Raw genomic sequence first — 19,414 nt, forward strand, 5'->3', positions numbered from 1 at the left:
AAACGGGAGAGGTAAACTTGCTTGACGGGATAAAAGGCGAACATTCGTGTTTATTAATGTGTAAATGTACAGATAATCGTTGACCCGCTTTTTCAGCGTTGTTAGAATAATAAACAAATAAAGATGTGTGTCATCGCTATGTGAAAAATAATACTTAACTGAGGTGGATTATGGAATTAGAAGTGCTTCTTTATGAAGGAAAAGCCAAGAAATTGTTTAAAACCAACGAAGAAGATGTGTTGAGAGTCCTTTATCTGGACCAAGCAACTGCGCTGAACGGTTTAAAGAAAGATGCAGTCGCAGGGAAGGGTGCCCTAAACAATCAGATCACTGCGCATCTTTTTCAGCGTTTAGCTGATAAAAATGTCCCAAGTCACTTTCTTCAATTAGTGTCTAAACACGAACAATTAATTCGAGCTGTCACCATGATTCCTTTAGAAGTCGTTGTTCGCAATACGGCTGCTGGTAGTTTTTCAAAGCGCTTGGGCATCGAAGAAGGAACCAAACTGCCAAAGCCGATCGTGGAGTTTTACTACAAAGAGGATCGCTTAGATGATCCGTTTATCAATGACGATCATGTGTTCTATTTGGGTCTTGCCACAAAAGAGGAACTGGACCTGATCAAAAAACTGGCACTACAAGTCAACGCTGCGTTACTGGAAATCTTTGCAAGTATCCAGATTCAACTGATCGATTTTAAAATCGAGATCGGCAAAACCAAGAAGGGCGAGTTGCTCCTGGCTGATGAGATCTCACCAGATACTTGCCGCTTATGGGATATGGGTACAAATGAACATCTTGATAAAGATGTCTATCGTCGTGATTTAGGGGACATCGTTCCTGTTTATGAAGAAGTTTTAAATCGTTTAGAAAAGGAGAATTCAACATGTATTTAGTCAAAGTTTACGTCACTTATAAGGAATCTGTTTTGGACCCTCAAGGAGAAGCCGTCAAAGGAGCTGTTCATCGCTTAGGATATCAAGATGTCAGTGATATTCGCATCGGGAAATACTTTGAAATCAAAGTGACACCTTCCAACAATCAAACACAAGCAGCAGTAGCAGAGGAGATTGAAGCGATCTGTGACAAACTTTTAGCAAACGTCAATATGGAAACCTACCGTTATGAAATAGTTCAAATGGAGGAAGCAGCCCTATGAAATTTGCAGTGATCGTCTTTCCTGGATCAAATTGTGATGTTGATTTGATGTGGGCAATCAAAGATATCATGGGGGTAGAAGCAGAATATGTGCGCCATGATGCAGAAAGCTTAGCCGGTTTTGACGGTGTTTTGCTTCCAGGAGGATTTTCTTATGGTGATTACTTAAGATGCGGAGCGATTGCCCGTTTTTCTACGATCATGTCAGAGGTCATTCGTTTGGCAAATGAAGGCAAACCTGTCTTTGGTACCTGCAATGGGTTTCAAATTTTAACGGAAGCGGGCTTGTTACCAGGGGTTTTACAAAGAAATGAATCATTGCATTTTATTTGCAAGCCGGTCCGTCTGCAAGTGAATAATCGAACAGCTTTTACTTCTGAATATGAAACGGATCAAGTCATTACGCTTCCTGTCGCTCATGGTGAGGGCAATTATTATTGTGATGAAACGACTTATCAGGAATTGGTTGCCAACAATCAAATCGTTTTCCGTTATGAAGATAACGTCAACGGCAGTCTACACAATATCGCTGGTATCTGCAACAAAGCAGGCAATGTCCTAGGCATGATGCCTCATCCAGAACGAGCGATGGAAAGTTTATTAGGCTCAGAAGATGGCAAGAAGTTTTTTGCTTCATTATTGAAAAATTTTGGGAAGGTGCCGGTAAATGGATAAAATGATCGTAAAAGAACCTACACCACAAGAAATCAAAGACACGAAATTATACGAGCAATGGGGATTGACCCAAGAAGAATATCGGATGATCTCAGAAGATATTTTGGGACGTTTACCAAACTATACCGAAACTGGACTCTTTTCAGTGATGTGGAGTGAACATTGTTCTTACAAAAATTCCAAACCTGTTTTGCGGAAATTCCCGACAGATGGGCCGCAAGTACTGCAAGGTCCGGGAGAAGGTGCGGGTATCGTGGATATCGGCGATGATCTAGCTGTCGTATTTAAAGCGGAAAGCCATAATCATCCTTCTGCGGTGGAACCTTATGAAGGAGCAGCAACTGGTGTTGGTGGAATCATCCGCGACATCTTCAGTATGGGAGCAAGACCGATTGCTGTTTTAGACTCCTTACGATTTGGTGAGTTAGATAATCCAAGAACGAAATATCTTTTGGAAGAAGTCGTTGCTGGGATCAGTGGCTATGGCAACTGTATTGGGATTCCGACCGTCGGTGGTGAAGTGGCATTTGATCCTTGTTATGAAGGCAATCCATTAGTCAATGCCATGTGTGTAGGGATCATTGCTCACAAGGATATTCAAAAAGGGCAAGCCAAAGGTGTTGGAAACACCATCATGTATGTCGGCGCAAAAACAGGACGCGACGGGATACACGGGGCGACTTTTGCATCGGAAGAATTTGTCGAAGGAGAAGAACAACAACGTTCCGCCGTACAAGTCGGTGATCCTTTTATGGAAAAACTTTTGTTGGAAGCTTGTTTGGAATTGATCGTGGATCATTCGGACATTTTAGTCGGAATTCAAGATATGGGTGCTGCTGGATTGGTTTCTTCTAGTGCCGAGATGGCATCAAAAGCCGGATCAGGGTTGCGTTTAACGTTAGATGATGTTCCACAACGAGAAACCAATATGACGCCTTATGAAATGATGTTGTCAGAATCCCAAGAGCGGATGCTGATCTGTGTCAAAAAAGGGCATGAAGCTGAAGTGGAAGCCCTCTTTAAGAAATACGATCTAGAAGCAGTCGTGATCGGTGAAGTGACGGATGATGGCAACTATCGTTTGTTCCATCATGGACAGGAAGTCGCTAATTTACCAGTGGATGCGTTAGCTGAAGATGCACCGACTTACTACAAAGAGATGGCAGAACCAGCACGGATCAAAGTGTTTAAGGAAACACCGGACTTTGTTCCAGTGATTCATTCAGCAACGTCTGTATTTGCGGATCTGCTGCAGCAGCCGACGATCGCTTCGAAACGCTCGATTTTTGAAACCTACGATTCGCAAGTTCGTACCAATACCGTGGTAGGACCCGGCAGTGATGCGGCCGTTTTACGAATCAAGGGAACCAATAAAGCCTTGGCGATGACGACTGACTGTAATGCTCGTTACCTTTACTTAGATCCTGAAGTCGGCGGACAGATCGCAGTTGCAGAAGCTGCTCGAAATATCGTCGCTTCCGGTGGGCGTCCATTGGCGATCACTGACTGCCTTAACTTCGGCTCGCCAGATAAACCAGAAGGATTCTGGGAGTTATCTACGGCTGCTGACGGGATCTCAGAAGCTTGTTGTGTACTAGAGACACCAGTAATCTCTGGGAACGTCTCCTTATACAACGAAACGGACGGACAATCGGTCTATCCAACGCCTGTAATTGGGATGGTCGGATTGATCGAAGAGCTGGCGCATATCACGACGCAGCATTTCCAAGCAGCAGGGGATGTGATCTATGTCCTAGGGGAAACCCATGCTGATTTCAATGGGTCTGAATTGCAAAAACTGCAGACAGGAAAGATCGCTGGGCGTTTAATGTCCTTTGATCTTGAAACAGAAAAAACGAACCAACATTTGGTTACCGCAGCGATCCAAGCAGGTCTTGTTCAAAGTGCCCACGACTGTGCCGAAGGTGGTTTAGCGATCGCTTTAGCCGAATCCGCTTTTGACAAGGGCTTTGGTCTAAATGTGACCGTGTCATTGCCAGCAGCACAATTGTTTTCAGAAACCCAATCCCGTTTTGTGCTTTCAGTCGCACCTGATAAGCAAGCAGCTTTTGAAGCACTGGTAGGTGCTGCTGCAATAGCGATCGGGGAAGTGACTGCTGATGGCCAGATTCGCATGCAAGCACAAGATGATACGATCGAGATGCCCCTTACTGAGGCGAAATTGAAATGGGAGGAAGCCATTCCATGTTTAATGAAGTAAAGAGCCTCAACGAGGAATGTGGGGTTTTTGGTGTTTGGGGTCATCCAGATGCCGCTCGTGTCACCTACTTCGGACTACACAGTTTGCAACATCGCGGCCAAGAAGGTGCTGGGATCGTCACGAATGATGCGGGAAAACTCAATGGTCACCGTGATTTAGGTTTGCTAGCGGAAGTGTTTTCGGATGAACGTGTCCTCCAGCGTCTGACAGGAGATGCTGCCATTGGTCACGTTCGTTACGCAACTGCTGGTAATGGTAGCGTTGATAATATTCAACCATTTTTATTCAAATTTTTTGATCAGCAGATTGGCTTAGCTCATAACGGCAACTTGACGAATGCGAAAAGTCTACGGAAATCATTAGAAGAGGCTGGTGCGATTTTCCACTCGAATTCCGATACAGAGATTCTCATGCACTTGATCCGTCGCAGCGAAGAACCGCTTTTTATGGATCGGGTCAAGGAGGCATTAAATCAAGTTAAAGGTGGATTTGCGTACCTTTTACTGACGGAAAATGCCATGATCGCAGCACTAGACCCCAATGGCTTTCGGCCATTGTCAATCGGGAAAATGGTCAATGGTGCTTATGTGGTGGCTTCAGAAACCTGTGCGTTGGAAGTCATCGGTGCGGAATTTATTCGTGATGTCCGACCGGGCGAAGTCGTGATCATTGATGATGCAGGCATTCAAATCGAGCAGTATACCCAAGAAGTACAACCGGCGATTTGTTCGATGGAGTTTATTTATTTTGCCCGTCCTGATTCCAACATCGCTGGCGTCAATGTTCATCGTGCCCGTAAAAATATGGGCCGTCGCTTGGCAAAAGAGGCGCCGATCGAAGCGGATATGGTCATTGGTGTACCGAATTCATCCTTATCTGCTGCCAGCGGGTACGCAGAAGCTTCAGGTATTCCTTATGAATTGGGCTTAGTAAAAAATCAATACATTGCACGAACGTTTATTCAACCGACACAGGAGTTAAGAGAGCAAGGCGTGCGAATGAAGCTCTCAGCTGTTCGTGGCGTAGTCGAAGGCAAACGAGTGATTCTAGTCGACGATTCGATCGTCCGAGGAACCACCAGCCGCCGTATCGTGCAACTGCTAAAAGAGGCAGGTGCCAAAGAAGTTCATGTGCGTATCGGTTCGCCGCCTTTGCGCTATCCATGTTTTTACGGGATCGACATTCAAACGAGAAAAGAATTGATCGCAGCCAAATATACGGAAGCTGAGATTTGTGAAAAAATCGAAGCAGATTCTTTGGCCTTTTTAAGTGAAGACGGGTTGATCGAAGCGATCGGTTTAGATTTCGACGCACCTTACTCAGGATTGTGTATGGCCTATTTCAATGGCGATTATCCAACCCCTTTGTATGATTATGAAGAAAACTATCTCGCGTCTTTAGCTGAATAAGCTGAATAAATAGTAGGCAAAAATGGTTTTTCAAACGAAGCAGTGAAGGACCGCTGGTTTACTTGCGTTAACGACGAATGAGCTGAATGAAGAAAAGCGGATGAATGATTGAGGAGGAACGAACGTGGCAAATGCATATGCAAAAGCCGGTGTCGATGTCGAAGCCGGTTATGAAGTAGTCGAACGGATCAAAAAGCATGTGAAACGAACAGAACGGCTAGGCGTGATGGGGGCAATCGGGGGCTTTGGTGGCTGTTTTGACTTATCATCGTACCAATTGAAAGAACCGGTACTCGTTTCTGGGACAGATGGTGTAGGAACCAAGCTTTTGTTGGCGATCCAACAAGAACAGCACACAACGATCGGCATTGATTGCGTCGCGATGTGCGTGAATGATATCGTCGCTCAAGGGGCAGAACCTATCTACTTCCTTGACTATGTTGCAGTTGGTAAAAACGATCCGGCAAAGATCGAACAAATCATTGCTGGTGTCGCAGAGGGCTGTGTGCAAGCGGGGGCTGCCCTGATTGGTGGGGAAACCGCTGAGATGCCGGGGATGTATCAGCCAGAAGAATATGATCTTGCTGGTTTCGCCGTAGGGATCGTCGAAAAAAGTCGCTTGATCACTGGAGAAACCATTAAAGAAGGCGATGAGCTGATTGGTTTGCCTTCTTCAGGCATTCACTCCAATGGGTACTCTTTAGTCAGAAAAATCTTTTTTGAACAGCATGGCTATACAGGAGCAGAAACGTTTGCGGAACTTGGTAACCAAACGCTTGCAGAAAGTTTATTGACGCCAACGAGAATTTACGTTGATGCACTGAAACCTTTATTGACAGAAGGATTGTTAGCTGGAATTTCTCATATCACTGGTGGCGGCTTTGTTGAAAATATCCCACGGATGCTGCCTGAAGGTCTGGCGGCAGAAATCGCCTTAGACACTTGGCCGCAGTTGCCAATATTTGATATGATCGCTACTCATGGCGCGATTCCTCATCAAGAAATGTTCGAGATTTTCAATATGGGTATCGGTATGGTCTTAGCCGTTGCGCCAGAAAATGTTGCGGCTGTGATGGCACTTCTATCCGCCAATGAAGAACAAGCATACCGGATCGGTAAAGTGACCAAACGTAACAACGAAGCCGTTTGCTTCAAAGAGGCAGTCCGATGAGGATCGCCGTCTTTGCTTCTGGAACGGGCAGCAATTTTACAGCAATCGCCGATGCGATCCAAGCAAATAAAATCAAAGGAGCGCAGATCGGGTTGGTCTTTTCCGATAAACCTACAGCGCCAGTAATAGAAAAAGCCCGCGCGAGAGACTATGAAACGCTTGTCATAGAGCCAGCGGCATTTGCATCAAAAGCAGCCTTTGAAAATAAATTGATCGAAGAATTGCAGGATCATGCCATCGATTTTATTGTTTTAGCAGGGTATATGCGAATCATCGGCAACACTCTATTATCCGCTTATGAAGGCAGAGTCATCAATATCCATCCCTCCTTGTTGCCGAGTTTCCCAGGTAAATCTGGGATCGCCGATGCCTTCGCTTACGGCGTGAAAGTGACGGGAGTGACGGTTCATTATGTCGATGCCGGCATTGACACAGGGCCAATCATTGCCCAAGAAATCGTTCGGATCGACACCGACGATACATTAGCAAATGTGACAGAAAAAATTCATCAAGTAGAACATCAAATCTATCCAGCTGTTTTAGCTGAAATCGTGGAAAAGGGGCTATCGAATCGTGAATAAACGTGCATTAATCAGTGTGTCTGACAAAGAAGGACTCGTACCATTTGTCCAAGAATTGACCATTTTAGGATTTGAGATTATCTCAACTGGCGGGACAAAAACGGCCTTGGAACAAGCGGGGCTTCAACCGATCGGCATCGAAGCGGTCACAGAATTTCCTGAAATGATGGATGGTAGGGTCAAGACGCTACATCCAAGGGTGCATGGTGGTCTGTTAGGACGGCGTGATCTGCCTTCTCATATGGAGGCAATGGCTGAGCATGGCATTTTACCGATCGACCTTGTTGTCGTCAATCTTTATCCATTTAAAGAAACCATCAGTAAGCTTGACGTCACAGAAGCCGACGCAATCGAAAATATCGACATCGGCGGACCAAGCATGCTACGTTCTGCGGCGAAAAATCATGCCTCAGTAACTGTTGTCGTTGATCCCAACGATTACGACTGGGTTTTAGCTGAGCTGAAGGAAGGCAATACGACGTTGGCATCAAGAAAGAAATTAGCTGCCAAAGTCTTCCGCCATACCGCCGCTTACGATGCCTTGATTGGTGAATACTTGACCAAAGCGGTGGCTGAAACAGAAACAGAGACCTTGACGAAAACTTATGTTTTGAAACAAACATTGCGTTATGGTGAAAATAGTCATCAGAAAGCTTCCTTCTATCAAGATGCATTACCCGTGCCCTATTCGATTGCCAGCGCAAAACAAATCCACGGCAAAGAATTGTCTTACAACAACATTAAAGATGCTGACGCTGCCTTGCGGATCGCAGAAGAATTTACAGAGCCAACTGCGGTAGCCCTAAAGCACATGAATCCCTGTGGAATCGGAAGTGGAGAAACGATTGCTGAAGCTTTCCAAGAAGCTTACGAAGCAGACCCAGTGTCGATTTTTGGCGGGATCATTGTTTTGAATCGTCCAGTTGAAGTGGCAACTGCGGAGCAACTGCAGCGGATTTTTCTTGAGATCATCATTGCACCTGCATTTGAAGAAGAAGCACTAGAAATCTTAACGAAGAAAAAAAATCTGCGCCTGCTGGTTGTTGATTTCGAAAAAGCAGCCAAACAGCCAGAAGTTGTCTCTGTCCTTGGGGGCTTATTGGTGCAAGAACCAGATGATCAAATGGAAACACCAGAAGATTGGACCGTGGTGACAAAGAGAAAGCCAACAACAGAAGAAAGCGCAGCTTTGGTTTTTGCTTGGAAAGCGGTGAAACACGTGAAATCTAATGCCATCGTTTTAGCCAATCAACAGCAAACCGTCGGGATCGGCGCTGGTCAAATGAACCGCGTGGGTTCGGTGAAAATCGCCGTCGAACAAGCCCGTGAAAACAATAAACTGGCTGGTTCAGTGCTGGCAAGCGACGCCTTTTTCCCAATGGATGACAGTGTTGAATATGCAGCGCAACAAGGAATCAAAGCGATTATTCAACCTGGTGGCAGTATCAAAGATCAAGAGTCGATCGACATGGCAGATAAATACGGTGTGGCGATGGTCTTTACTGGTGTTCGTCATTTTAAACACTAAGAAATAGGAGAAGACGATGAAAATACTTGTTATTGGTAGTGGCGGTAGAGAGCATGCCGTCGCAAAAAAGTTTCTGCAGGATCCTCAAGTGGAAACAGTCTTTTGTGCGAAGGGCAATCCCGGTATGCGAAAAGACGGGATCAAGACAGTCGCAATTGAAGAGTCCGATCATGAAAGTCTAATTGCTTTTGCTCAAGAGCAGGAGGTTGATTGGACCTTCGTTGGTCCGGAAGTTCCGTTGCTAAATGGCATCGTAGATGATTTTCAGGGGGCGGGCTTGGAAATTTTTGGCCCCAATCGCCAAGCAGCGATGATTGAAGGATCAAAAGAGTTTGCCAAAGAATTGATGCGAACCAATCACATTCCAACAGCAGACTATCAAAGCTTTACAGATAGTGCCCAGGCAAAAGCCTATATCCAACGTAAAGGTGCGCCAATCGTCATCAAAGCAGATGGTTTAGCGGCGGGCAAAGGCGTGGTTGTCGCGGAAACCATTGAAGAAGCAAACGCAGCAGTCGAAGCGATGCTGGAGCAAAATGCTTTCGGTGAAAGTGGTGCAAAAGTGGTGATCGAAGAGTTTTTGGCTGGCGAGGAGTTTTCGCTATTGGCATTTGTGAAGGGCGAAGCCGTCTATCCAATGGTCATTGCCCAAGACCATAAACGTGCCTTCGATGGCGATTTAGGTCCGAATACAGGAGGTATGGGGGCTTATACGCCGGTACCGCAGATTCCGCAAGAAATGGTCGATCAAGCGGTAGCAGAAGTTTTACTTCCTGCAGCAAAAGGGATGATTCGCAACAATACACCGTTTACGGGGATTCTCTATGCAGGTCTGATTGCTACCAATGATGGACCGAAAGTCATCGAATTCAATGCGCGTTTTGGCGATCCAGAAACACAAGTCGTGCTAAGTCGCTTAGAAAGCAGTCTAGCCCAGATCATTGATGATCTCTTACAGGACCAAGTACCTACGATCCAATGGAATCAATCGGCTTCGATCGGTGTCGTGATTGCCTCTCAAGGATATCCAGGCAAGTATCAGCAAGGAATGCCTGTCCCAAGCCCAGAAGGAGAAGGAACGCAATTCTTTTATGCAGGAGTGGATGAAGCTGCCGACCAAGGTGGTTTGACGGCAGCTGGTGGGCGCGTTTTTCTTGTGGAAGCATCAGCTGAGAATTTAGCTGCTGCACAAAAGAACGTCTATGAAGCAATCAGCAGGTTGTCTTTATCTGGCTTATATTACCGAAACGATATCGGCGATAAAGCCTTGCAATATAGCAACTCATCAAAGGCGATGAAGTAAAGAATATTTCTGTGCATAACACAACCTGAAAAAAAGGAGGGCTGCCAGTAGAACCAATCGGTTGTGCTGGTGGTTTTCGTTTTATGGGAGGTTTTTTTGACGTTTGTATAGCGTTTTCATCTTGTTGTGATAAAATAGGAATGTAGTTTAAATAAGGAGGAACTTTACGTGAAAAAAATTAAATTCGGTCCCACTGATTTAGAAGTATCCAGCGTGATTTTAGGATTGATGCGCATCAACAATGCCAAAGATCCTGTGAAGGTCTTGACGACTGCGATTGAAAATGACATTACCTTCTTTGACCATGCGGATATTTATGGTCGCGGTGAATGTGAAACGATTTTTGCAGAAGCGTTAGCAAAAACGGCAGCTAAAAGAGAAGATTTATTTATTCAATCAAAATGCGGCATCGTTCCAGGTGAAATGTTTGATTTTTCGAAAGAGCATATTATCTCTTCTGTGGAAGGTAGTTTGCAACGATTGAAAACTGATCATTTAGATGCGTTATTATTGCATCGCCCTGACACTTTGTTTGAACCAGAAGAAGTGGCAGCAGCCTTTGACCAATTAGAAAAAGACGGTAAAGTGAAATACTTCGGTGTCAGCAATCAAAAACCTGGTCAAATCGAATTGTTGAAAAAATATGTTTCCCAACCTTTAGTAGCGAATCAGCTGCAATTCGGGATCATGCATACGGGAATGATCGATCAAGGAATTCATGTCAACATGACGGATGCTGGTAGTGTCGATCATGATGGAGAAATTCTAGAATATTCTCGCTTGCATGAGATGACGATCCAAGCTTGGTCTCCGTATCAGTATGGTTTCTTTGAAGGGGTCTTTATCGGTAACGAGAAATTCCCAGAGTTGAACGAAAAATTGACCGAACTAGCGGACAAGTATCAAACGACACCGACAGGTATTGCTTCTGCGTGGATCTTACGTCACCCTGCAAACATGCAAGTGATTGCTGGAACGATGACCCCACATCGGATCGAAGAAATCGCGCAAGCATCTTCGATCGTATTGACCCGCCATGAATGGTATGAGGTGTATAAAGCAGCAGGGAACATCTTGCCGTAATTTATACGTAAATTCCGTTTTTTTCAGTACTTATAAGGATGAATGTTCGTAAAAGACGAACATTCATCCTTTTTTTTCAAAAAGTATTTCTAAAAAGCTTGTATTTCATTTCCAGGTGGTTTAAATTGTTGTGGGCGTTAAAAATAGGCTGATGCCATTTGATGCTTGCTTCACTCTTAGTAAGATTTGGAGGATATTTTTATGTTTGACATGAAAGTTTTTGATTACGAAGATATACAACTGATTCCTAACAAGTGTATCGTGAACAGCCGTTCAGAATGTGATACCACGGTGACATTAGGCGGACACTCGTTTAAAATGCCTGTTGTTCCTGCAAATATGCAAACAATTATTGATGATTCAATCGCAGAATTTTTAGCTGAAAATGGCTATTTTTATATTATGCACCGCTTTGATGAAGAAGCACGGATTCCATTCATCAAAAAAATGAAAAGCCGCGGCTTGATTAGTTCAATCAGCGTGGGTGTCAAAGAAAATGAATATGCCTTTGTAGAAGAACTAGCTGAGAAAGAGCTTGTTCCTGATTTTATCACGATCGATATTGCCCATGGTCACTCAAACGCCGTGATCAATATGATTCAACACATCAAGAAGCATTTACCAGAAACGTTTGTGATCGCTGGAAATGTTGGAACGCCAGAAGCAGTTCGTGAATTGGAAAACGCTGGCGCCGATGCAACAAAAGTCGGTATTGGACCAGGGAAAGTTTGTATCACAAAAATCAAAACTGGTTTCGGGACTGGAGGATGGCAATTGGCAGCATTACGCTGGTGTGCCAAAGCTGCTCGCAAACCAATCATTGCAGATGGTGGCATTCGGACACACGGCGATATCGCTAAATCTGTCCGCTTTGGTGCAACCATGGTCATGATCGGTTCATTGTTTGCTGGGCATGAAGAATCACCAGGAGAAACCAAGGTAGAAAATGGCGTTGTAATGAAAGAATACTTTGGTTCTGCATCAGAATTTCAAAAAGGTGAAAAGAAAAACGTAGAAGGAAAGAAAATTTGGATTCAATACAAAGGTTCTTTAAAAGATACGTTAGTTGAAATGCAGCAAGACTTGCAGTCATCGATCTCTTATGCAGGTGGAAAAGATTTAGAATCGATTCGTAAAGTGGATTACGTAATCGTGAAAAATTCGATTTTCAATGGAGATACTATTTAAGCTGGATACTGAAGAAACGGCCTTTTAGCGGTCGTTTCTTTTTTTTGTTGGAACAACCATTTTGTTTTTCTGTTTTCTTCGTTATAATAGAAGCAATGAGAAGTAGAGGAGCGGGTGACCAAATGACAATCAAAGTGATGTCTGTGTTCGGTACCAGACCGGAAGCCATCAAAATGGCGCCACTAGTAAAGGAATTGGAAAACGACCCGCGTTTTGAATCGATCGTTGTGGTGACGGCGCAGCATCGAGAAATGTTGGATCAAGTTTTAACGGTTTTTGAAATCATACCAGATTATGATCTGGATATTATGACTTTAGGGCAAACTTTGACAGGAATCACTACCAAAGTTTTGCTGGATCTGGAACCTATCTTGCAAAAAGAAACCCCTGATATCGTACTCGTTCACGGGGATACGACCACAGCTTATGCAGCCGCGACGGCAGCTTTCTATCAGCAGATTCCTGTGGGGCATGTGGAAGCCGGTTTGCGTACATGGAACAAAAAATCTCCTTATCCGGAGGAAGCCAATCGTCAGCTGATCGATGTATTAGCGGATTTTTATTTTGCGCCAACTGTCCAAAGCAAAGAAAATTTATTAGCGGAAAATCGCAATAAAGCTGCAATTTTTGTAACGGGAAATACCGCCATTGATGCGATGCGTTATACGATCTCGGAGGACTATCAGCATCCAGAACTTTCTGCAGCAGATCAAACCATGATTCTTCTGACAATGCACCGTCGCGAGAACTTAGGTGTTCCGATGAAGCAAGTCTTCCGCGCTTTAGCGAAGATCGCTAAGGAGAAACCAACCATCAAAGTGGTTTTTCCTATGCATAAAAATCCTCAAGTCCGAGGGATTGCTATGGAGATACTTGGGGAACTAGAAAATGTCACGCTGATTGAGCCTTTAGATGTCATTGATTTTCACAATGTTGCCAATCAAAGCACATTGATTTTGACGGATTCTGGTGGTGTCCAAGAAGAAGCACCGTCGTTAGGCGTTCCTGTTTTGGTCTTGCGAGATACAACAGAGCGCCCAGAAGGAATTGCTGCAGGTACGTTAAAACTGATCGGTACGTCTGAAGCTGCGGTTTATCAAGAAACGAAGCGACTACTAGAGGATCCAGAAGCTTACAATGCCATGGCACATGCAGAAAATCCCTATGGCGATGGGAAAGCTAGTCGGCGAATCTTGAAAATTTTAGCAGATCATTTTTCGTGAGAGCTGGATCGAAAGAATATAGAAAAAATCATTTTTCAGAATCGGATATGAAAGAGAAATAGGCAGCTGTTTATTTAAATGGCTGTCTATTTTTTATTCGAGTTTGGAAATTTATTACATTCTCTCCTTCAATGAGATAGCCGAAGTGACTTGATGGATTCTGGGTTTTGCCCTGAGAGGATTTCTCTCTATCTATTCGTGTAAAAGAAGTTTTGTCACATATAAAATCACAGCAGTTCTTTAACGTTGTTATTTTATTGTAAGACCTTTCATTTGAAAACCAACGAAAATCTATGAAAAAAGGGTGCTATTTTCCATTGTTGCGGTTGACATTGGCTAGGATAGCAGTTATTATGTGGGTAGTTGGAAGATAGACTTCCGGCGAACTGACATTTTATACAAATAATTGTTAGGTGAGGCTCCTATATGGACACAAGCTGCTGCCGCAAAAGTATCGAGAGATACTTAGTTGGTAGGACAGGTCTAATCGTGAAGGTTAAACCCAAAGTAGCTGATAGCAGATTTGCTATCTACGCCCTATAGTGCTAAAGCTCTACAATGATCATGAGTTTTTTACGCATGCTTATTGGGAGCGTGCGTTTTTTTGTGTCTTTTACGCATGTTCCACAGTGACTTACCTAATAAAAAGAAAGGAAGATTCACATGGAATACCCCAGTCCCCAGATGAAACAGCGGAGTAATTATCGAATCGCTAGGGGTGGCGTAAGCAACTCCTAAGTGCTAGGAGGAAAAAAAGATGTTAAAAAAACTATCGAAAGATCAAGAACTAAAATTACTGGCAAAATTGACCGAAAGAGAACTGCTGATGGAAATGCGGACATCCTTCCAAGGGCTATCGGAAGAAGATGCTGCAGAACGTTTGGCAGAGTACGGTCCAAACAAAGTGGATGCGCAAAAACCAACACCTGCTTGGTTGATGATCCTAGGTGCTTTCAAAGATCCTTTTGTGTTAGTTTTGGCATTATTAATGGTTATTTCTTTTGTAACAGGCGATATTGAAGCAGTGATCGTGATGGGAATCATGATTTTAGCCAGTGTCATGATTACTTTCGTCCAAGAATACCGTTCCCAAAAAGCAAGCTTAGCGTTAAAAGAACTTATTGAAAATACTTGTTCCGTAACCCGAGATGGAATCACGAGAGAAATTCCGATGGATGAAGTCGTTCCAGGAGACATCGTCACCTTAGCAACCGGCGACATGATTCCTGCGGATGCGATCTTGATTTGGACCAAAGATTTATTTATCAATCAATCTTCATTAACAGGCGAATCAATGCCAGTTGAAAAATTTGTCGATGCTGGGATCAAAGAAAGCGATGAACAAATTTCTGCACTAGATATGCAAGATCTTGTTTTCATGGGTACCGATGTCTTAAGTGGTCAAGGAAAAGCCATTATTTTGAAAACCGGTCAAAGTACTTTCTTCGGTGATATTGCCAAAAATGCGACCACGAAACGGGGCAAAACAACCTTTGAAGATGGCTTAACAAAAGTTAGCAAGCTATTGTTGCGAATGGTCATGGTTCTTTTCCCAATCGTTTTATTGATCAATGGTTTGACCAAGGGTGATTGGGGCGAAGCGTTGTTCTTCGCGATTGCAGTAGCAGTTGGTTTGACGCCAGAAATGCTACCAATGATCGTCACCAGTAACTTAGCCAAAGGGGCGATCTCTTTATCAAAAGAAAAAGTGATCGTCAAAGAATTGCCTTCGATTCAAAACTTAGGTGCAATGGATGTACTATGTACCGATAAAACGGGTACGATCACCGAAGATCGTGTTGTACTGGTACAGCATTTAAACCCATTTGGCGTAGAAGATAAACAAGTCCTTGATATGACGTATTTAAATTCTTACTATCAAACAGGGTGGAAAAACCTGATGGATATTGCTGTCTTAAACTACTATGAAGAAGAAGGCTTGGCAGCGCCATTTAACGATGTGACAAAAATCGATGAGATTCCGTTTGACTTCTCACGTCGCCGCTTGACGGTTGTTGTCAATGCAGATGGTCATCAACTGATGGTCACTAAAGGTGCCGCCGAGGAAATGGAACAAGTCTGCAAGTACGTAGAAGTTGATGGCAAAGTGATGGAATTGACTCCTCAATTGAGAAAACAATTGCGTCAAGTGAATTTGCGCTTGAATAAACAAGGAATGCGCGTGTTGACTGTTGCTGTAAAACGAGATGCCCACGCAGATGCCGTTTATTCTGTAGAAGATGAACAAGATATGATCATGATTGGCTTTATGGGCTTCTTAGATCCAGCAAAAGAAACAGCAAAAACAGCGATTGCTTCTTTACACGGTCATGGCATCAATGTCAAAGTGTTAACGGGAGATAATGCGATCGTTGCGCAAAAAGTTTGTCGAGATGTTGGTATTGATGCAGATGAATACTTGTTAGGAACCGATATAGATCATCTGTCAGATGAAGAGTTAGCAGAGAAAGCTGCAAAAACTAATCTGTTTGCAAAATTAAATCCAATGCAAAAATCCCGAATCATTGAAACCATTCAAGCGGCAGGCCATACGGTCGGCTTTATGGGAGATGGCATCAACGACGCGCCTGCTTTACGTACAGCAGATGTTGGTATCTCGGTTGATACCGCAGCAGATATCACCAAAGATGCCAGCTCGATCATTTTATTAGAAAAAAGTTTGAATGTCCTTGATAAAGGGGTCATCGAAGGCCGCAAAGTATTTACCAATATGATGAAGTACATCAAAATGACGTTGAGTTCGAATTTCGGGAATGTGTTCTCGATCTTAGTTGCTAGTGCCTTTTTACCTTTCTTACCAATGTTGTCCATTCAACTGTTGGTTCAAAACTTGGTGTACGATATGGCCCAATTGACGATCCCATGGGACAACGTAGATAAAGAAGAGTTAGAAAAACCAGTTAAATGGCAAGTGGGTGGACTATTGAAGTTTACCGTCGGCATTGGACCTGTCAGCAGCATCTTCGATATTTTGACTTTCTTTATGATGTGGCATGTCTTTAGTGCAAATACCATCCAAGAGCAAGCCTTGTTCCAAGCAGGATGGTTTATGATTGGCTTGACGACACAAACCTTAGTCGTTCACATGATCAGAACGAGAAAATTACCATTTATCAAAAGTATCGCATCACCTGCAGTTTTGATTTCAAGTGTTCTAGCGATTGCAGTTGGCTTCTTGGTCATCTTGACGCCATTGCATACCGTCTTTGATTTTGCAGCACTGCCATCAAGTTACTGGCCATGGTATGTCGGTATCAATCTAGCTTATTTAGTAACAGTTGAGTTTGCGAAACGCATTTACATTCATGTCACGAGAGAATGGATTTAAAAAAACAGGTCGGCGTTCTTCCTAACAGGGGGAGAATCGCCGATCTGTTTCTTTTTATCCGTTCTCTGTATTATTTTTTTCTCATATTAAGAAATTTCTCTTTGATTCAAGTCGAATCCTTCACAAGTGATAAAAGGAGGTTAATGATAAATCTGTTTAGCGGAATGGTGGATGCTGTACTATTCTTAAATAAAAAAAAGAATCTGAAAAGAAAAAATTGAAGAAAGCGATTGCTTTAATGTGATTAATTTCACTAATGTTTTCTTAAGAGTTGCTACAGTGGGAATTCTTTTATTAAAAAAAATACCCTTTTCACTTGTCATTTTCGAAGTTAAATGATAATTTATAAGAGTAAATGAAATTTCGATAGTACAGATTTAAACCCTGTTACATACGAAAGTGAATTTTTATATCAGAGAGGAAAGTGTGTCAAGATGGCAAAAAAACAAAAAGCACTTGATTTCCAAGCGATTTTGGAGCAAGTCAATGCGGATTTTCCAACTTACCAAGCTTTGGACAAAGACGGGAAAATTGTAAATCAAGAGTTAGTACCAGATTTAAGTGACGACGAATTAGTTGAATTGATGACTCGTATGGTATGGTCTCGTGTATTAGACCAACGCTCAACTGCGTTAAACCGTCAAGGTCGTTTAGGTTTCTTCGCGCCAACTGCTGGACAAGAAGCAAGCCAATTAGCAAGTCAATTTGCTTTTGAAAAAGAAGACGTTTTATTACCTGGTTACCGTGATGTACCACAATTGATCCAACACGGTCTGCCATTGAAAGAAGCTTTCTTATGGTCACGTGGCCACGTTGCTGGGAACCTTTATCCAGAAGATTTAAAAGCATTGCCACCACAAATCATTATTGGTGCACAATACGTCCAAGCAGCCGGCGTTGCTTTAGGATTGAAAAAACGCAACAAGAAAAATGTTGTATTCACTTATACAGGTGATGGCGGTTCTTCACAAGGGGACTTCTATGAAGCAATCAACTTTGCAGGGGCTTACCATGCAAACGCTGTATTCTATATCCAAAACAATGGTTTTGCGATCTCTACACCTCGTGAAGTACAAAGCGCGGCACCAACATTGGCACAAAAAGCTGCAGCAGCTGGGATCCCTGGTATCCAAGTTGACGGTATGGATCCATTGGCAGTGTACTATGTTTCTAAAGCAGCTCGTGAATGGGCAGCAAACGGCAACGGTCCTGTATTGATTGAAACCTTGACTTACCGTTACGGTCCACATACATTGTCTGGTGATGATCCAACCCGTTACCGTTCAAAAGACATGGACAGCGAATGGCAACAAAAAGATCCATTGGTACGTTTCCGTACTTACCTAACTGAAAAAGGACTTTGGTCTGAAGAAAAAGAAGAACAAGTCATTGAACAAACAAAAGAAGAAATCAAAGCAGCGATCGCTGAAGCGGACCGCGTGCCAAAACAAAAAGTTTCAGATTTCTTGAAAAACATGTTTGAAGTACAACCACAAAACATTAAAGAACAAATTGCAACTTACGAAGCGAAGGAGTCGAAATAGTCATGGCACAAAAAACAATGATTCAAGCAATTACAGATGCCTTAGCTGTTGAAATGGAAAATGACAAAGAGATTTTAGTCTTTGGTGAAGATGTCGGTAAAAACGGCGGGGTTTTCCGTGCAACAGAAGGTTTACAAGAAAAATTCGGCGAAGATCGTGTCTTCGATACCCCTCTTGCTGAATCTGGTATCGGCGGCTTGGCTTTCGGTTTAGCATTAGAAGGTTTCCGTCCAGTTCCAGAAATCCAATTCTTTGGTTTCGTATTTGAAACATTTGACGAAATCGTTGGTCAAATGGCGCGTACTCGTTACCGTATGGGTGGTACACGTAATTTACCAATCACTATTCGTTCACCATTTGGTGGCGGTGTGCACACACCAGAATTGCACTCAGATAACTTGGAAGGATTGATCGCTCAATCACCTGGTATCCGTGTCGTTATTCCATCAAACCCATATGATGCAAAAGGATTATTGATTGCTTCTATCCGCAGCAATGACCCAGTTGTTTTCTTAGAGCACATGAAACTTTACCGTTCATTCCGTGAAGAAGTGCCAGAAGAAGCATACGAAGTTCCTTTAGACAAAGCAGCAGTAACTCGTGAAGGTTCTGATGTTTCAATCATCACTTATGGTGCAATGGTTCGTGAAGCAATCAAAGCTGCTGACAACTTAGCGAAAGAAAACATCAACGCTGAAATTATCGACTTGCGTACAGTTGCTCCTCTTGATGTTGAAACGATCATCAAATCAGTTGAAAAAACTGGTCGTGTGGTTGTCGTTCAAGAAGCACAAAAACAAGCAGGTGTTGGCGCTCAAGTCGTTTCTGAAATTTCTGAACGTGCGGTTCTATCACTAGAAGCTCCAATCGGACGCGTGTCTGCACCAGATACGATCTTCCCATTCGGTCAAGCTGAAAACATTTGGTTGCCAAATGCAAAAGACATCGAAGACAAAGTGAAAGAAATCGTGAACTTTTAAT

At 43.3% G+C, this 19,414-nt stretch carries 15 protein-coding genes and 1 riboswitch; all 15 genes read left to right on the top strand.

The features are described from left to right. Nucleotides 1–170 precede the first annotated feature (170 nt). The 15 genes from purC to A5883_RS05820 all read left to right on the top strand — a co-directional run bounded on the left by purC (nt 171) and on the right by A5883_RS05820 (nt 19,413). Nucleotides 171–896, top strand: a complete 726-nt coding sequence (gene purC, locus A5883_RS05745) for a phosphoribosylaminoimidazolesuccinocarboxamide synthase (protein ID WP_086317286.1) — start codon at nt 171–173, stop codon at nt 894–896. Further along, nucleotides 887–1,159, top strand: a complete 273-nt coding sequence (purS, locus tag A5883_RS05750) for a phosphoribosylformylglycinamidine synthase subunit PurS (RefSeq protein WP_005230018.1) — start codon at nt 887–889, stop codon at nt 1,157–1,159. The genes purC and purS overlap by 10 nt, the downstream gene beginning before the upstream one ends. After that, the gene (gene purQ / locus A5883_RS05755; protein ID WP_086317288.1) at nt 1,156–1,833 is read left to right on the top strand and encodes a phosphoribosylformylglycinamidine synthase subunit PurQ; all 678 of its coding nucleotides are present in this window, start codon (nt 1,156–1,158) and stop codon (nt 1,831–1,833) included. The genes purS and purQ overlap by 4 nt, the downstream gene beginning before the upstream one ends. Beyond that, nucleotides 1,826–4,054 carry a phosphoribosylformylglycinamidine synthase subunit PurL gene (gene purL / locus A5883_RS05760; protein WP_176273496.1) on the top strand — a complete coding sequence of 743 codons (2,229 nt, stop codon included), beginning with the start codon at nt 1,826–1,828 and terminating at the stop codon, nt 4,052–4,054. Before purQ ends, purL begins: the two co-directional genes overlap by 8 nt. Continuing rightward, nucleotides 4,039–5,463: an amidophosphoribosyltransferase gene (gene purF, locus A5883_RS05765; protein ID WP_016613330.1), complete on the top strand. Its 1,425-nt coding sequence runs from the start codon at nt 4,039–4,041 to the stop codon at nt 5,461–5,463. The genes purL and purF overlap by 16 nt, the downstream gene beginning before the upstream one ends. Nucleotides 5,464–5,587: 124 nt before the next feature. Then, entirely contained in the window at nt 5,588–6,634 is a 1,047-nt protein-coding gene (gene purM / locus A5883_RS05770; protein ID WP_005236392.1) for a phosphoribosylformylglycinamidine cyclo-ligase, read from the top strand. Then, complete coding sequence (gene purN / locus A5883_RS05775) at nt 6,631–7,215, top strand: phosphoribosylglycinamide formyltransferase (protein WP_086317291.1); 585 nt, start codon at nt 6,631–6,633, stop codon at nt 7,213–7,215. Before purM ends, purN begins: the two co-directional genes overlap by 4 nt. Then, nucleotides 7,208–8,743: a bifunctional phosphoribosylaminoimidazolecarboxamide formyltransferase/IMP cyclohydrolase gene (gene purH / locus A5883_RS05780; RefSeq protein WP_086338132.1), complete on the top strand. Its 1,536-nt coding sequence runs from the start codon at nt 7,208–7,210 to the stop codon at nt 8,741–8,743. The genes purN and purH overlap by 8 nt, the downstream gene beginning before the upstream one ends. Nucleotides 8,744–8,759: 16 nt before the next feature. Continuing rightward, nucleotides 8,760–10,046, top strand: a complete 1,287-nt coding sequence (gene purD, locus A5883_RS05785; RefSeq protein ID WP_086317295.1) for a phosphoribosylamine--glycine ligase — start codon at nt 8,760–8,762, stop codon at nt 10,044–10,046. Nucleotides 10,047–10,214: 168 nt separating this feature from the next. Continuing rightward, nucleotides 10,215–11,129, top strand: coding sequence for an aldo/keto reductase (locus A5883_RS05790; RefSeq protein WP_086317297.1), 915 nt, complete (start codon nt 10,215–10,217; stop codon nt 11,127–11,129). 210 nt (nt 11,130–11,339) lie between these two features. Beyond that, a complete protein-coding gene (guaC, locus tag A5883_RS05795) occupies nt 11,340–12,317 on the top strand; it encodes a GMP reductase (protein ID WP_086317478.1) in 978 nt (325 codons plus the stop codon). 122 nt (nt 12,318–12,439) lie between these two features. Beyond that, a complete protein-coding gene (gene wecB / locus A5883_RS05800) occupies nt 12,440–13,540 on the top strand; it encodes a non-hydrolyzing UDP-N-acetylglucosamine 2-epimerase (protein WP_042890118.1) in 1,101 nt (366 codons plus the stop codon). A gap of 398 nt (nt 13,541–13,938) precedes the next feature. Next, a riboswitch (M-box (ykoK) riboswitch) is annotated at nt 13,939–14,110 on the top strand. Between the two features lie 187 nt (nt 14,111–14,297). Beyond that, nucleotides 14,298–16,889: a magnesium-translocating P-type ATPase gene (mgtA, locus tag A5883_RS05805; RefSeq protein WP_005236382.1), complete on the top strand. Its 2,592-nt coding sequence runs from the start codon at nt 14,298–14,300 to the stop codon at nt 16,887–16,889. A gap of 434 nt (nt 16,890–17,323) precedes the next feature. Next, a complete protein-coding gene (gene pdhA / locus A5883_RS05815) occupies nt 17,324–18,433 on the top strand; it encodes a pyruvate dehydrogenase (acetyl-transferring) E1 component subunit alpha (protein ID WP_005231936.1) in 1,110 nt (369 codons plus the stop codon). Between the two features lie 2 nt (nt 18,434–18,435). Then, nucleotides 18,436–19,413 carry an alpha-ketoacid dehydrogenase subunit beta gene (locus tag A5883_RS05820; RefSeq protein WP_005230047.1) on the top strand — a complete coding sequence of 326 codons (978 nt, stop codon included), beginning with the start codon at nt 18,436–18,438 and terminating at the stop codon, nt 19,411–19,413. Nucleotide 19,414 lies beyond the last annotated feature (1 nt).

The sequence above is a fragment of the Enterococcus sp. 5B3_DIV0040 genome, assembly GCF_002140755.1.
GTDB lineage: Bacteria > Bacillota > Bacilli > Lactobacillales > Enterococcaceae > Enterococcus_D > Enterococcus_D casseliflavus.

Excerpts from the sequence above, each read along its gene's own strand:
- purC (WP_086317286.1), top strand. The coding sequence starts at position 171 with ATGGAATTAGAAGTGCTTCTTTATGAAGGAAAAGCCAAGAAATTGTTT.
- purS (WP_005230018.1), top strand. The coding sequence starts at position 887 with ATGTATTTAGTCAAAGTTTACGTCACTTATAAGGAATCTGTTTTGGAC.
- purQ (WP_086317288.1), top strand. The coding sequence starts at position 1,156 with ATGAAATTTGCAGTGATCGTCTTTCCTGGATCAAATTGTGATGTTGAT.
- purL (WP_176273496.1), top strand. The coding sequence starts at position 1,826 with ATGGATAAAATGATCGTAAAAGAACCTACACCACAAGAAATCAAAGAC.
- purF (WP_016613330.1), top strand. The coding sequence starts at position 4,039 with ATGTTTAATGAAGTAAAGAGCCTCAACGAGGAATGTGGGGTTTTTGGT.
- purN (WP_086317291.1), top strand. The coding sequence starts at position 6,631 with ATGAGGATCGCCGTCTTTGCTTCTGGAACGGGCAGCAATTTTACAGCA.
- purD (WP_086317295.1), top strand. The coding sequence starts at position 8,760 with ATGAAAATACTTGTTATTGGTAGTGGCGGTAGAGAGCATGCCGTCGCA.
- guaC (WP_086317478.1), top strand. The coding sequence starts at position 11,340 with ATGAAAGTTTTTGATTACGAAGATATACAACTGATTCCTAACAAGTGT.
- wecB (WP_042890118.1), top strand. The coding sequence starts at position 12,440 with ATGACAATCAAAGTGATGTCTGTGTTCGGTACCAGACCGGAAGCCATC.
- mgtA (WP_005236382.1), top strand. The coding sequence starts at position 14,298 with ATGTTAAAAAAACTATCGAAAGATCAAGAACTAAAATTACTGGCAAAA.
- pdhA (WP_005231936.1), top strand. The coding sequence starts at position 17,324 with ATGGCAAAAAAACAAAAAGCACTTGATTTCCAAGCGATTTTGGAGCAA.
- A5883_RS05820 (WP_005230047.1), top strand. The coding sequence starts at position 18,436 with ATGGCACAAAAAACAATGATTCAAGCAATTACAGATGCCTTAGCTGTT.